The following is a 16185-nucleotide window of genomic DNA, read 5'->3' on the forward strand; positions in this document are numbered from 1 at the left end:
GTATTTACACCTATTTACACCTTTCGATATTTATGACAAGTATTTACACCTCTTTACAGGTAAAAAAAGAAAGCCCCATTAGGAGCTTTCTTGATATTTTGTGATTAACCTTCTGTTGCAGGTTCAGCCTGAGTTGCAGCACCAGGGTCATCATCCATAAGCTTCAATCCAGCAACTTCAGACTCCCAGTCCTTCTTTTCCATTCTTGTATAAATACCAGTTGCCCAGCCATCGCCTTCTGATGATAAGTAAACTGTATTTCCGTCCTCTGACAGCTTTGCATGAAGTGGAGTCCACTTAGCCATATCGCCCGAGAAATAAAGATCCTTACCTTCATCTGTTGTTTCAGCATTTCCCTCAAATTTATCGAAGTAATTATATGAGAAAATATTTAAAGTGTTTATGTAATATTCAGCCTTATTACCATCTATTTTGAGATAGAAACGACCATGACCGGTCTCATAGTAATAACAGCCATCCATTTTTTTACTGCTTTTGCTGTCTGATCCACAGCCTGTAACTAAAAGACATGATAATAAAACCATTGTAAGAATTGAGCATAAAATTTTCTTCATTGTAATTGTTCTCCTAATCTAATGTTTTTTATGTAGTATTCAGACTACTACTTGTAAAACCTTCTCTCGCCTTCTACTAGCATCTGAGAACTATTTTTTGTTCCCCAAACATATTTTTCATTCTTTACTCCCTCCTTAATTTTTCATACAAAAGTTATTGTCACACCACGCAGAAAGCTTGTCAAGGTCGATAAAATGGGCATTTTGAAATGTCGTTAATTTTAAACCGCGGTTTCGTGCGGCATATTGATAGCCATTTTAACAAAGTGCCTAGTGACGCCATATTGAACGCTATACAGATATTTAACATTGGTTAATATTTGGATTCATATTTTTTTCTAACTAAATTGCAAAACATTAAGCATCTTTAATATCATGTATATGTAATTTGGGATGTGCTAATCATATGTGTGATCATGTATTACACATCTCTATTGGCATATTTCACTTATTTGGGATGTGCTACAACAACACATATCAGCACATAATACATCCTATTCAGCAAATATTCCATTTTCGGGATGCGTTAAATCTACTCTTGCCATTGCATAACGCATCCCATTTAGCAAATATCCCATTTCCAGGATGCGTTACACCAGCTCTAGCCACTATATCACGCATCCCATCTGGCAAATATCCCATTTCCAGGATACGTTACACCAGCTCTAGCCACTATATCACGCATCCCATCTAGCAAATATCCCATTTCCAGGATGCGTTACACCAGCTCTAGCCACTACACCACGCATCCCATCCAGCAAATATCCCATTTCCGGGATGCGTCACTCCCACTCTAGTCACTACATAACGCATCCCATCCAGCAAATTTCCCATTTCCGGGATGCGTCACTCCCACTCTAGCCACTACACCACGCATCCCATTTAGACCATAACAACAATTCAGGATCATCCCCCCAAAAAAACTGCACATAAAAACCAAAATAACTGCACATAAAATCCAAGATAACTTCACATAAAATCTAAGATAACTTCACATAAAACCCACGAACTCACAAATATAATTGCAGGCAACAAAAAGGGGCCTCGCCCAGATGATTTAATCATCTAAAGCGACAGCCCCTTATAAAACGCTATAACTATAACTACATCAATCAACAAGCACTGGGTTCTCATCAACTACCCATGGAAGGCCGAACTTGTTAAGCATATCCATGTATGGATCTGGATCGAACTCATCAGTTGTGAATACACCTGGCTTCTTCCACTGGCCGCTCATTACAAGAGCTGTTCCAATCATAGCTGGAACACCTGTTGTGTAGCTGATAGCCTGGCTACCAAGTTCCTTGTAGCATTCCTGGTGGTCGCAGACATTGTAGATATAAACTGTCTTGTCCTTACCATCCTTCTTACCTTTGAAGATACAGCCGATGTTAGTCTTACCAACTGTTCTTGGTCCAAGGCTTGCAGGATCTGGAAGAAGAGCCTTAAGGAACTGAATAGGAACAATCTCCTTACCCTCAAAGTTAATAGGTGTTGTTGAAAGCATTCCAACATCCTCAAGACATCTCATGTGATCAAGATAGCTCTGACCAAAGGTCATGAAGAAACGGATTCTCTTAATCTCTGGGAAGTTACGTCCAAGAGCCTCAATCTCCTCGTGGTGAAGAAGGTACATATCCTTCTGTCCTACCTCAGGGAAGTTGTACTCTCTCTTGATCTCCATAGGCTTAGTCTCAATCCACTTGCCATTCTCCCAATAACTTCCGTTGGCACTAACCTCACGAAGGTTGATCTCTGGGTTAAAGTTAGTAGCGAAGGCATAGCCGTGGTCACCACCGTTGCAGTCAAGAATATCAACTGACTCAATCTCATCAAAGAAGTGCTTCTTAGCATAAGCTACGAATACACTTGTTACACCTGGGTCAAAACCTGTTCCGAGAAGACCTGTAATACCTGCCTCCTTGAACTTATCCATGTATGCCCACTGATAGCTGTAATCAAAGTAAGCTGTGAAGCCCTTTTCCTTACATCTCTTCTCGTAAGCTGCGCGCCATACAGGCTCATCTGTATCCTCTGGCTCGTAGTTAGCTGTATCAATGTAATCAACCTTGCACTCAAGACAAGCATCCATGATTGTAAGATCCTGATAAGGAAGTGCTACATTAAGCACTGCATCAGGCTGATACTCCTTAATAAGCTTAACTACATCTGCAGTATCATCAGCATTAACAGTTGCTGTTGTAATCTTAACTGAATAACCATTCTTCTCAAGCTTCTCCTTAAGTGCATCGCACTTAGAAACTGTTCTTGATGCTAAGCACATCTCTGTAAATACATCACTATTCTGTGCGCACTTCTGAATTGCAACCTGTGCAACACCACCACAACCAATTACAAGTAATCTTCCCATAATAGTCTCCTTCCATAAACGGGTTAACTACACCCTTTTTACTCAATTAACAAATCTATTCTATATATTATTATTCTATCCAAATAACACGGATTGCTCCGCGCTTTGCACTCTCGCAATCCTACGAATCATTCGGAAATCGTGGGGCCCCTAACCCCACTTTTCCCTCATGCTTATTCAGGTCATGAAGTAATTCAACCACATTCAAGCAAGCTTGCAGTGGTTTCTTACTTATGACCGTGTTATCTGGACATGTCCTCTTCTTCCTGAAGCAAATCTTCTACGTACTTAGGTAACATGAACGCTCCCTTGTGAAGGTGCGTTGTATAGTACCAGGTCTTGATGCCACGCTCATCCCATCTGTCTGGGTTAAAGTCCTTAAGTGGATGATACTTCTTAGAAGCAAATCCAAAGAGCCAGTATCCAGCCGGGCATGTAGGAATGTGGGCCTGATAAACCCTGTTTACAGGGAATACTCTGTAGGCCTTCCTGTGCATTGCCCTGCATGTCTCCTCATCCTCATCATAGAATGGGCTGCCATGCTGATATACCATGATTCCGTCATCGTGAAGAGCCTTGTAGCAGCTTCCGTAGAATTCCTTGGTAAAAAGACCTGCCTCATGTCCCAAAGGCTCTGTAACATCGTTAATTATAAGGTCGTACATATCCTCACACTTACGAAGGTACTTAAGACCATCCTGATAATAAATATGAACTCTGTCATCCTCAAGTCCTACAGCATTGTCTGGGAAATACTGCTTACATACATCCACAAACATATTGTCAGGCTCGACAACATCGATTACCTTGATTTCATCATAGTGTGTAAGCTCTCTGGCAACACCGCCATCGCCACCACCAAGAACAAGAACTCTTTGAACCTTAGGATGTACAGCCATAGGCACGTGTACGATCATCTCGTCATAAGTGAACTCGTCCTTTTCAGAGAAAATGATATTTCCATCTGATGTAAGGAACTTACCAAATTCAGGTGAATCAAAAACGTCTATTCTCTGGAACTCACTGCTTCCAGAAAAGAGCTGCTTACTGATCCTAATGCTAATCTTAACATTGCCAGTGTGCATATCACTGAACCAATAATCCATCTCAGCCATATCATGCCTCCTTTAAATCACTTAAGTACAAACAACTCCGAAATATCCTCACTCTCAGGTCCCTGCATGGAGCATCCCTTTTCCATAGCAGTCTTGATGTAGGAAAGGATATCCTCTGTGATCATCTCACCTGGTGAAAGGATTGGGATTCCAGGTGGATAACACATAACTGACTCAGCACTGATCCTGCCAACACAGCTGTCGATAGGAAGTGACTCCTTCTCTGCGTAGAAGGCCTCCTGAGGAGTTGCCTTAACGATAGGTGTCACATACTCAGCTGAGAAAAAGCTCTGCTCTGGCTTAGAATAAAGCCTTCTGATATCAGCCAAAGCTCCGGCAAGTCTCTCAATATCCTGAAGTCTGTCGCCAATTGAAATATATGCCATAACATTAGACAGATCACCAAACTCCATCTGAATGTCATATTCATCTCTAAGAAGATCATAAACCTCAATTCCGGTAAGTCCAATCTTTCTTGTATTAACCACAAGCTTGGTCTCATCGAAATCATAAATGCTTCCGCCATTCTTAAGCTCATTACCATAAGCATAGTAGCCACCGATGTCGTTGATCTCTTCTCTTGCGTACTGAGCCATCTTGGTAACCTTCTCAAAGGAATTATGTCCGTTAAGAGCAAGATTACGTCTTGAAATATCAAGACTTCCAAGAAGCAGATAGCTGGCACTGGTGGTTTGAGTAAGATTGACGATCCTACTAATGTAACCTACGTTAGCATCTGGTCCGCACAGAAGGATTGAGCTCTGGGTAAGACTTCCTCCTGACTTGTGCATACTGATTGCCGCCATATCCGCACCGGCTGCCATAGCATTAAGGGGAAGGTTAGGTCCAAAGTAAAGGTGTGTTCCGTGAGCTTCATCAACAAGAGCCTTCATGCCATTTCTATGGGCCAGCTCTACGATAGCCTTAAGATCTGAACAAATACCATAGTAGGATGGATTGTTGATAAGGATTGCCTTGGCATCAGGGTTCTCTTTAACTGCCTGCTCAACGTCTGCAATCTCCATTCCAAGAGGGATTCCAAGGTTGGTATCAACCTTAGGATCGATATATACAGGAACTGCACCACAAAGGATAAGTGCGTTGATAGCGCTCTTATGAACGTTACGTGGCATGATGATCTTCTCACCCTTCTTAACATGAGAAAGAACCATTGCCTGAACCGCGCTGGTGGTTCCATTGACCATCATAAAAGCGTGAGCTGCACCAAAGGCATCAGCCATAAGCTCCTCAGCATCCTTGATTACAGAAACAGGATGACAAAGGTTATCAAGTGGCTTCATGGAATTAACATCAATACCTACGCATCTGTCCCCCAAAAAGCTCACAAGCTCAGGGTTACCTCTTCCTCTCTTATGTCCGGGAACATCGAAAGGAACAACGCGCTGCTTTCTAAATCTTTCAAGAGCCTCATAAACAGGCGCTTTCTTCTGTCTCTCTAAATCCAACTAAGTATCCTCCCAAGATAAAAAAACTTCTCAAAAATACTTATTATGCAAAACAAAGGAGCGGTACGCAAATGCGTGCTGCTCCTTGGGTTTAAAACTAATTATGCAGTAATGATATAATACACTATTTCTCTGAGATATTCCACTAAAAAATACTATAAAAATCAGCTCTTTTTCCTTAGTTGTCAAGCAGTACTTTAACTCTTCTAAGGCTGCCATTTCCAATGTAGATCGTATCACCCATAGCAGGTGCAACCTTGATCTGAGTAACGATATCTCTTGGAATGTTGATAAGAGTAATATCTTTAACGTTCTCAAAGAATACGTGAGCACCCTGATCCCTGATGGTCTTAAGGATAGGATTGGAAAGAGATGTAAGAGGTGCATTGTCGATGTCTGTGAACATGAGACAAATCTTACTATCTCTAGCCTTCTCAACAATACCGTTGAACCAGTTAAGGATTTCCTCATCCTTTCTGATGACTTCAAGATACTGCTTGGAGCCAACAACCACCATAATAAGTGGATCTGTCTGCTTCTTGGAAGGATCTTCTTTGTATTCGTCGTAACGATCGTTGGCAATATCATAAACTGTCTCGAAGATATCGCCGGTATCGTTGACATTATCAACGTAGCCCTTAGTCTCCTCTGTATCATCATACTTCTTAAGCAGATGATTGTTGTTATCGAGAATGTACAGATGAGTCTTGGACTTATCCTGATTAGCCATAATCTTACCAAGTACATAGTAAATGAACTTGCTCTTACCAAAGTTCTCACGACCGATAACAGTAAATATAGGATTAGCTGTAAAGTCGATGTACTCTGGGTTGGTTGTTGAGTAGTTAAGACCAATGAAGAGCTTGTGGTCAATAATATCGTTATGTCCAAATCTCCTGATGACATACTTCTCATCAAGATCTGAAGGTACGTACTTAACTGCCTCTGCTCTAAGATCAGGATACATTGCGTTAATGGTCTCGATATGCTTTTGGATCTTGGAGATTCTCTCAACCTCCTTGGCAGCGTCAAAGGCAATGTAGGACTGGAACTCTTTACACTCTGTTCCAAATACAGTAACGCCTCGACCAGCAACCTCATCAGGATAGATCCTACATCTGTCAAGAAGCATTGAATACTGACCTCTATCGTTACAGTGAAGGGCTATCTTCACAGAGAAGTTAGTCATAAGCTTATAACCGATACCTGACATCTGCTGTGATGAAACAACAACGGAAATACCGTTAGCCACACCATCTCGGCAGATTGTAAGGAATTTCTCCTCGTAATCAGGGAAGGTCGCTCTAAATACAACGTAGTTCTCTACAAAGAGAATTATCTGAGGCTGATCCTTGTAGCCAGCTTCTCTATAGGAGCCAAAAGAGCTAAGACCCTTGGAAGCAAGGATACGTCTTCTGTCTTCTATCTTCTTAAGGAGAAGGTCAAAGAGGTTCTTGAGCTTATCCTCATCTGTGATAGTAACTACGCTACCAACATGATTCATATCCTCGAAGATTCTCATGATCATTGACGCAAAGTCGATGATGTAGATGTTAACATCCTCAGGCGAATACTTGGTAGAAAGGCCCATGATCATGCTCTGCATGAGACAAGTCTTACCACTAAGGGAAGAACCAAGGATAAATGCATGGTTCTTGGTAAAGTTAATGGAGAACTCATCCTGTGCCTGTCTGTCTGGATCGTCGTAAATACCAATAGGTACGATAATATCTGTACTGTCTGTAGGAAGCTCCTCCGGATATGGAATATTCTCTGGAAGAGGTGGCAGACAGATGTCTGGCAGCTTAGCAATCTCGTTCTTCTTACAATACTCTTCAATATAATCAACTACAGCATCAAGCTGTGTCATGGAAGCTTCGCTCTTCTCTGGCTTCTGCTCATAGAGAACAGTTCTTTTACCAGAAAGATCTACTGCGCTAATCTGGAACTTCCTGCTGGTGTTAGTACTCTGAACGAAGGCTGGAGCTCCACTGTAGGCTGACTGGAACAGCTCGAATATCTCGTTGTTACCAACCTGGAGATAAGCTCTACCAGGCTCTCTGATCTCAGCAGCAAGAGGTGAATGAAGCACCTCGTTAGAGTCGCTCTTATCCTGCACCTTAAGACAGAGCTTGAACTTAGAGTTGGACCAGATCTGGTCGTTAACGACACCGGCTGGCTTCTGAGTAGCAAGGATAAGGTGCACACCAAGGCTTCGACCGATACGGGCTGTAGAGATAAGCTCTTTCATGAACTCAGGCTGATCTGCTTTCAACTCCGCAAACTCGTCGACGATAAGGATAAGGTGTGGAAGTGGAACGTCCGCCTTTCCTTCCTTGAAAAGCTTGATGTAGTTATCAATCTGGTTAACTTCATACTTGGCAAAGAGCTCCTGTCTCTTTAAAAGCTCAGCCTTGATGGACTTAAGGGATCTGTCGATCTGCTTACCATCAATGTTAGTAATGGCGCCGTTAAGGTGTGGCAGGTTCTTGAACTGGTTAGCCATACCACCACCCTTAAAGTCGATGATTACAAAGCTTACATCGTAAGGATGGAACGTTGTCGCCATGGACAAAACGTAGGACTGAAGGATCTCAGACTTACCGGAACCAGTAGTACCGGCGACAAGTCCGTGAGGTCCGTGATATTTTTCGTGAAGGTCAAGGGCAATGATCTCATCGCCACTCTTAACACCAAGTGGAGCACCCATGGACTCGTAAACCTTGGACTCTGCCCATCTCTGAGCAAGGTTAAGGTCGTAGGCACTCATGATTCCAAGAAGCTGATAGAAAGAGATGTTCTTGGTAAGAGTACTCTCCAAGCTAAGCTCCTTGATATATACAGGAGCAAGTCTCTTAGCACAGTGAAGAGCCACCTCCATAGGAATATGAGGATAATCAAAGTACTGAATTGACTCACCATCGAGAACATCCTGAACGAAGCCGTGGTTCTTATCAGGCTCAAGGAATACTCTCTTATCGCAGGCCTTGTGAAGCATCTCAGGGAATTCCTCAAAGAACAGGAATGAGAATCCCATATCCTTGGCGTACTTAACATACTCTTTTACCGGATGCTCCATAAATTTCTTGGAACGATATACAAATACTACGAAATTGGAGAAAAGAATCTTCTCCTTTTCCTTAACAGCCTCTCTTGCGGACAATTCGCCGTAGAGGAACTCAAGACCCTGCTTGTAGCTGTCCTCATCATAAATGATAAAGCGCTGTCCTGAAGACTCATCGTTGACGTTCTTAAGCCATCTAGCCCACTGGAAGTAAGGCACATCCTCTTTATCCATGATCATGATGATCTTAACGTCGTTATAGAAGTGCTGACCGGCGATTGTGATCAGCATGTTCTTCATCATCTGATAGAGCTTGTTTCTGGCGCCGACAAAACCGATGGCGTTACACTTGGCAAGCTCAAGTACAACAGGCATGTCGTCAATATACTCATACTTATCGTGCATCTTCTCAGGATAGTTCATGAGCATATCGTCAGTCTCAACGTACTCCTGCTTTCTGAACTCAACCTGGCAAAGAGATTCAACACGGCCTGTACCAATTCTAACGTTGAGATAGTCCGCATGATCTCTTTCCTTCTCGAAAAGTCTTGGACTGAACTCATCGATATCTCTGATGGTATCCTCTACTGAACGGTTCTTTTCAGAAAGAACTGTTCTCTCACTCTGACGCATCTTAGTGAGGTCCTCTTCCTTCTTGTCCAGATACTCGTTGTAGACCTTGATACGATTGGCAGATTTCTTTTTAAAATCCTTGATTGAATAGAAATAGTTCCAAACTGACATGGCACCACTTACAACCATGGTGGCTGCAAAGTACACGATGTACAGCTTGTTACCTGTCATCATTCTTCCTCTGATAAAGATCATAAGGAAAAGCATAACAAGAATAGGCGTAAGAATCATGATGAGGTTACGCCTTGGCTCAGTAGGCTCGTTCTTAGGTGGAAGAACCTCTGGCTTCTCCTTAGGGTCAAGATACTGCTGTCTTGCGCTCTTGATATACTGAGGATACTGATAGTGACTGGTCTGAGGCAGAATGTCAAAGACCTTAAATCTTGATGTTACAAAGCCGTTATCTACGGTATAAAGGCAGTCATTCTCAAAATAGAAAAAGAATCCGCAGTACTCAAAGAAATGCTCATTAAGAAGCTGAACCCTAGTCTGATTACGTGGAGTAAAGCCGTTGACCATGACTCCATAGTGGCTTCTTGATGAGTCCACCATGAATCCCTGCTCATTTCTGGTAAAGGTAATAACCTCACCTGCAAGCACATCCTTGTTAATAAATACATCGCAGGTAGGAACGCCGCCCAGAGTGAACTGCATTGCACCCTGAAGCTGGATCTGAAGGTTGTAGTTCTCCTGCTTATCTCCAAAGTCCTCGCAGAACTCCAAGAATACAAGATTACTTCCAGACTCGTCATCACAGATCTCTAAGCTCTCTCCGGATTTGAGGATATGCATCTTCTCCTTGATGGCAGAATCTGACTTGAAGTAAATATCGCTTGCGGCGGTGGCAATATAGCCCCCTTCATTAGCCACAATCTCAAAAGTAAAGTCTTTCCAGAAGTTCTTTCCAGAAAGACATACTCTATTCTCCTTACCAGTACCGATAGTGATCTTGTCGTGGTCTGGTGTTAAGGTGATCTCTTTATATAGCTTGTTGTTATATATGGTTAACTTATAATTCATGTCACTTACCGCTTATCGTAAAATATTATGGAGCCATCTCGCAGCCCAAGTTCTTCCAGTGTCTTCTCGCCTCTTATAAGCGCTATTGGCTCTTTAGCCCTAAGATAGCACTCTGCAGGCTTATCCATGTTAATTCCAAGCTTAAAGCTCTCATTAAGGCCATAGATCAGCTCATTAGCTGTAAGATTCTTAGGAATCTCTATATCAATTTCTCTGTTTTCATTACTTTTTCTAAAAATAACAATTATATTCTCACTCATGGCTATTACCTCACAGCCTCAGCAGCGGCTTTAAACAGGCCTTCACTAAGAAAATCATTGATGGTCATGCTGGCCTTTGATTCGCTAATGCTGTCGCAGACTGGATATTTGTAAATAATGGAATCTCCAAGGAGTCTGCTGTCCACGTGGGCTCTTCTCTTATCGCACACAAGGAAGCACTGTCCGTTGAAGTCCACAATATTCTTCATGAATCTGTCGATCCTGCCTCTTGCATAGGCTGTTGAATCAGTACAGATAACAAGCATTCTACTGCCTGAAAGGTGTCTTACCAGCGCCATAGAAAGCTCGAGAGAATGCTCAATCACAATGTAGTCATAGATACCAAGCTCTGCTACAAAGCTTGCAACATGATAGTAGGCTTCCAGTGACACGTTATAGGCAAACACCGGCTCCTTAAAGGCTGGGAAGTAGTCAAAAGAGCTCTTTTTGATAGCACCAAGTATTGTGGCCTTTACTTCTCTTGGGTTCTTGATAAAGCCAAGGGCCATATTCTCATCGCCGTACTCTTCTCTTACTCCCTCTGGCATGAACTCGTAGAAGTTCTGCATAACCTCTGCGTCCATGTAAAGGACCTTCTTACCCATGTCTGCAAGGTGTGTGGCAATTCCCAGAGCTGTCATGGTCTTACAGCTTCCGCCTGAAGTTGCAACAACGTCAATGATATGGGTCTTTTCCTCCTCAGGGATCACTGAGTTTAAGTACTGAGAACCGATGCAGGAAAGAATTCCCATCTCTCCATCGTACTTACTGATGGAGTTATCAACACCCTTACCCTCTACGATCTTGTAGGATTTGGTTGCAGGCTGAACTCTGTGGAGCTCCTGATAGATTGCTTCATCAGCAATAAGAACATCCACCTCAGCGTGCATGGATTCTACGTATTCTTTAAAGTATTCTTCTGAATCAATTACTGTGAGTTTGGAAAACTCGTTAAGAGCAAAAACAATAGAGGCTTCTACCTTGTCCACATACTCGCGGTCGAGGCAGGCCAATAAAATCACATTGGTTTTCATACGCTACCTCCACCCTTTTGCATTATCTCAACGACAAAGTCCATGTCTGCAAGTCGCAGATGATCGCCGTTGGACAGCTTATATCTGTTATTGGGATTTAACATATTCCCGTTAAGGTATGAATGATTGCTGCTTCCAAGGTCTGTGTAAAAACAGCCTTCAGCTTCCACATCAATCTCTCCATGCCTTCTACTGATAGCCTGGTTGAAGGTAAGCTTACCATCGCAGTCCGATGTCTTACCGATCAGGAATTTATTATTAAGAATGTAAAATGCAAAATTGCCATAAGCACCGTCGTGAACCAGCTTAACCTCTTTTTCCTTGCTGGCATTTCTGCTGGCGCTGCTGGAAACAGGCCTGTAGTCCTCGCCTGCAAAGGTATCAACCAGGAAGTTGGCAATATCGATAAGATCCGGGATCTTACTCTCGCCGTCCTGATTCTCCTTAAGTCCCTGTCTCTCAAGTCTTGTGATGAGTTCCTGAAGGTCATCATCCTTGACCTCATCAGCGCTCTGGAACAGGAAGCTAAGGAAGCTATACAGGTTCTCAAGCCAAATACGTCTAAGAGAACCTGTGCTGTTATCTGTAATTGGAAGTACGACAAAGCCTGGCAGTCCAGTCTCTGGGTTAAGATAGATGTAGTCTCTGTCTATCTGGATGAACTCTCTATCAAGGAAAGTATTCTCATCAGTAGCCTTGATGAGCTTGGCAAGGCCAATGGTGATGTTGAGTCTGTTGGCCTCTGTCAGATATGAACAGGTTGAGCCAACACTCTCAAAGCCCTTAGTCTTACAAACAAGCTTATCTGCGCCGTTGTAATTAAGTTCACCAACACCAAGAACAATAGGACTTGTGATCTGCCTAAGCATCTTCATTCCCAGTCCTGAGATATGTTCCTCTTTGCCCAATATGAATGCTATATGTGTTTGTGAAAAGCACGTCTGCATCTGTCGTTTCCTTCATCTATAATCAAACTCTGTAGTCAAATTCTTCGTCAGCGAGCTTAATAACATCTCCGCTCTTGATAGAAACTGGCTGCTCTGGAGATACTCTCACTCCATTTACATAAGTTCCGTTGGTTGAATTGTAGTCTTCGATTACAATTCCGGCAGCTGTCTTGTTGATAGCCGCATGTCTTCTACTGATCGCACTGTTGTCAGCAATTCTAAAGTCGATATTAAGGCTATCCTTACCAATAATGAATGGAGCCTTATTGATAACTGTGTTCTCGCCGTTCTTCCTTCTGATAAGGGTACCCATGATCTGTGGTGCAGCTGCTGGAGGTGCTCCAAGTACTGAAGTTCCGTTATCAACTGGTGGAAGGTTAAGAGATGTGGTCTCTGTGCCCTTTACAAAAGAGTTAGCGTTACTCTGAATAGGTGCATTAGGTGTTCTTGGCTGAGACTGCATCTGGTTAACTGGCATGCCAAATCGGTCTATCTGAGGCTGCTGTGGCTGCTTCTTAACCGGCTTCTTCTCCTTCTTTGGCTTTGGCTTGTCCTTTTTGTCCTTGGTGAGCATAAGTACTACAACAAGGGCTAAAAGAGCTACCAAAAGAACTGTAATAACAATGAGGGCTGCAATGAGCCACTTAGGAACTATTGGTGCAGGTGGATCGATAGGAGGTGGCGTAATTGAAGATCCTGTAGTTGCTGAAGTAGCTGAAGTAGCCGCATTAGCTGGGTTTACAGCTGGAGTCATCTTAACATAAGAGATTCCAAGTTCATCAAGACAGTCACAGATCTCAATTGAAGAAATCGCAACTGAATAGTCACCCTCATGAGCCAGGATATTCATACCTACTACCCAACCGTTCTCATCAACAAGTGGGCCACCACAGTTCTTGTCAGTAATGTCTGCGTCGTGGTTGAGTACAAATATGTTATTAGACTGATGGATATTAACGATCTTACCAGTTGTAAGAACCTTCTCATCCTTGTAGTAGTAAACAGGATTGTCGATGTAATTGATTCCCTCTGGGAAGCCAATTGCATAGATACTGTCTGTCTGCTTGTATGGAAGGTCGTTACTTGAGTTGTCATCACTGGTTGAGAGTGTAAGACAAGTTCTTTTACTAAGATTCTCACTGATCTTAAATACAGCGATATCTACATCATCAGAGCTATTGACAAGCTCTGCCTTTACCTTCATTCCTTTTGAGATTGCAACTTCATAAGAAAGCTTTTTTTCCTTATTGTCCTTAAGGTCTTCCTTGCTGACACCATAGGATAAAAGAGCATCCTTATAGATCTCATCATCGATGTTCATGATGTACTTGCTGGTGATAACGTACTGGTCAGTACCATCCTCGTCATCCTCCTCAGAAGCAGGCACACCAACAATGAAGCCAGCGCTACCAACAATGATATGGCTCTCTTCATTCTCATCAACATATACACAGTTGATCTGAACTACTCCGTTCTTGGCCTCTTCAGGGTTCTCAGTAGTTGGCTTAACATACTCTATAGCCTCTGTGCTGGCACTTGTAGAAGCGTCAGCATTATCAGATTCCTCAGAATCTGTATCCTCTTCTCCGTCTAGTGAGGAGCTCTCTGCTCCACTTGATGCCTCGTCAGAAGCATCTGTCTCTGATGATAATAATTCCCCAGCAAGACTCTTTGCCTGCGCACTAATAGGCATCATCAAAATGCCTGCTGCCACAAGCACTGCTAACAGTCTATTTACCATTCTCTTCATGTCCACTCTCCCATTCAAAGCATTAATAAAATATAGTCATTGGAAATCAATGATTTGCCAATATTATAGTATCCGTCACAATACAATATATTAACAAATTGTGTCTGATTTAGCAAAAGTTATTTGCCCGATATGTCCACACCTTATATACATATGACAGCTTAAAAATGTTGCATGGAAAATGATTTTAATAAGCGTTTTTTATCCCCAATATTTTCTGTGTTTTTAGGAAACTAGGTTGGGTGTGAATTAATTCTCTACCTTCACAGTTCCAACAACTTCATGTTCAGCAGTATCATATATAACAAGTGTACTACCAACCCAATTAAACGATATCTGTCCTTCAGGCATATTTATTATCTCGTAAATAACTTCTTCCTTACCTGTTTCTAATGAATGCTTAATGATCTTACTTTTTTTGTAGATATATACATATCCCTCTTCATATCCTATTATTTGTTTTTTATTTCCTTTTACCTCATAAAGAATTCTGCCCTCATGAGTCACTAAATCAAATTCGTACAGAGCTTCTCCTTTTAATTGTCCAGCGATAATTGAATTGTCATATCCAGAATAATACTTATATTCAATACTTGTACTCTGAACAACACCAAATACTTTTCCATCTTCCACAACATAATTATCTGAAAGCTCTGTTTTTTCAGCATATTTACCGTTTAAAGCATCGATTTCCTCAGTCGTTTCCCCCACCTGATATGTATACGGGTCTTTAGCCATTTTAGAAATCACTGCTACAACTACTCCATCTTTATTTCTAATACCAAGCTTTCTTTCGCCTTTTGAAGCTTGTTCTTCAACTGGAGTAGCGGTTTCAACTATTGAATATTTTCCATTTTCTTTTTCTAAAGAATAGTACTTATTTCCTTCAGAATAGTACTTACTCCCTTCTCCTATTATCGGCCCAGAATTTGTTTTTACTATAAATATGTCATCTCTAGAACAAAGGACGCTCTGATTCTGACCAGATGTATTATCATGATAGATTAAAGAACTATCACAATAATCATCCGTATAGTCTAAAAAAACAAAAAACACACCTTCATCATCACCATAGAATTCTTCAATTCTCTGATCATCCGAATCTTCCGTGACGTATATTATTTTCTTTTCCATAGTTTCAACATCATATCTAACCAACTCAAAATGATCAGCACTTTCAGTATATATATAATCACGATAGTAAAAATACTTGCTATATGATACATTAGGACCAAATTCACCAATAAATGGGACATGTTGAACACGTATGCTATCAATATTACATCCACAAAGAATCATAAAAAGCATTATTTCCAAAAGTGTAATACTATATTTCTTCAACATGTATTAATTCTCTACCTTTACAGAATCAATAATTTCCTTGTTATTTTCATCAAAAATCACAAGAGTACTTCCAATCCAATTAAAAGAAAGCTGTATGTCAGATATATTTTCCATTTCATAAACAGTACTTTCTTCACCTGTATCTAATAAATGTCTAATTATTTTTCCATTTTTATAAATGTATATCTGCCCTCTTTCATAACCTACAATCAGCTCTTTTTTCCCTTTTATTTCATAGAGGATTCTACTCTCGCAAGTCTGTTGTAAACGTCAATGAAAAAGTTTACCACTCGCTAACGAATTAGTTTACCACCCCGCTAGCGAAAAACTTTACCATTTTATCCTTTTTCGCTGGTGAATAAGTTTACCAGCAGCGCTATCGAAAAAGTTTACCACCAACGCTACCGAAAAAGTTCATCACCAAGTCTCTTGTTATGGGGAACACCGCAATAGCAGCATTCCCCGGGTTACTTTAGTTATAAAACATAGTTTTCAAATGGCAGATCCTCATCAAGACGAGCCTTGTGGGCATGAGCTTTAAAGTATTCAAAGTCTTCTGTAAGTCCCTTCCATTCGATATAGTCACTAAGGTATTGCCTCTCATCA

At 41.6% G+C, this 16185-nt stretch carries 10 protein-coding genes; all 10 read right to left on the bottom strand.

All coding sequences use genetic code 11. The features are described from left to right. Positions 1–104 precede the first annotated feature (104 nt). The 10 genes from T541_RS0112365 to T541_RS0112410 all read right to left on the bottom strand — a co-directional run bounded on the left by T541_RS0112365 (position 105) and on the right by T541_RS0112410 (position 15579). Complete coding sequence (locus tag T541_RS0112365) at positions 105–575, bottom strand: hypothetical protein (protein WP_026653025.1); 471 nt, start codon at positions 573–575, stop codon at positions 105–107. A 1108-nt stretch (positions 576–1683) separates the two neighbouring features. Further along, on the bottom strand, positions 1684–2946 hold the full coding sequence (locus tag T541_RS0112370) for a saccharopine dehydrogenase family protein (RefSeq protein ID WP_026653026.1): 1263 nt from the start codon (positions 2944–2946) through the stop codon (positions 1684–1686). A 242-nt stretch (positions 2947–3188) separates the two neighbouring features. Next, entirely contained in the window at positions 3189–4052 is an 864-nt protein-coding gene (speE, locus tag T541_RS0112375) for a polyamine aminopropyltransferase (protein WP_026653027.1), read from the bottom strand. A 26-nt stretch (positions 4053–4078) separates the two neighbouring features. Continuing rightward, entirely contained in the window at positions 4079–5527 is a 1449-nt protein-coding gene (locus T541_RS0112380) for an aminotransferase class I/II-fold pyridoxal phosphate-dependent enzyme (RefSeq protein WP_026653028.1), read from the bottom strand. Between the two features lie 178 nt (positions 5528–5705). Further along, on the bottom strand, positions 5706–10244 hold the full coding sequence (essC, locus tag T541_RS20770) for a type VII secretion protein EssC (RefSeq protein WP_051538237.1): 4539 nt from the start codon (positions 10242–10244) through the stop codon (positions 5706–5708). A 5-nt stretch (positions 10245–10249) separates the two neighbouring features. Continuing rightward, positions 10250–10504, bottom strand: a complete 255-nt coding sequence (locus T541_RS0112390; protein WP_034467045.1) for an EsaB/YukD family protein — start codon at positions 10502–10504, stop codon at positions 10250–10252. A 5-nt stretch (positions 10505–10509) separates the two neighbouring features. Then, positions 10510–11538, bottom strand: a complete 1029-nt coding sequence (locus T541_RS0112395) for an AAA family ATPase (protein WP_026653030.1) — start codon at positions 11536–11538, stop codon at positions 10510–10512. Next, entirely contained in the window at positions 11535–12485 is a 951-nt protein-coding gene (locus tag T541_RS0112400; protein WP_026653031.1) for an FHA domain-containing protein, read from the bottom strand. Before T541_RS0112400 ends, T541_RS0112395 begins: the two co-directional genes overlap by 4 nt. A 22-nt stretch (positions 12486–12507) precedes the next feature. After that, positions 12508–14235: an FHA domain-containing protein gene (locus tag T541_RS0112405; RefSeq protein WP_026653032.1), complete on the bottom strand. Its 1728-nt coding sequence runs from the start codon at positions 14233–14235 to the stop codon at positions 12508–12510. A gap of 249 nt (positions 14236–14484) precedes the next feature. Next, complete coding sequence (locus T541_RS0112410; RefSeq protein WP_026653033.1) at positions 14485–15579, bottom strand: hypothetical protein; 1095 nt, start codon at positions 15577–15579, stop codon at positions 14485–14487. Between the last annotated feature and the right edge of the window lie 606 nt (positions 15580–16185).

The organism is Butyrivibrio proteoclasticus P6B7 (assembly GCF_000622085.1).
In the GTDB taxonomy this organism is placed as follows: Bacteria; Bacillota; Clostridia; order Lachnospirales; family Lachnospiraceae; genus Butyrivibrio; species Butyrivibrio proteoclasticus_A.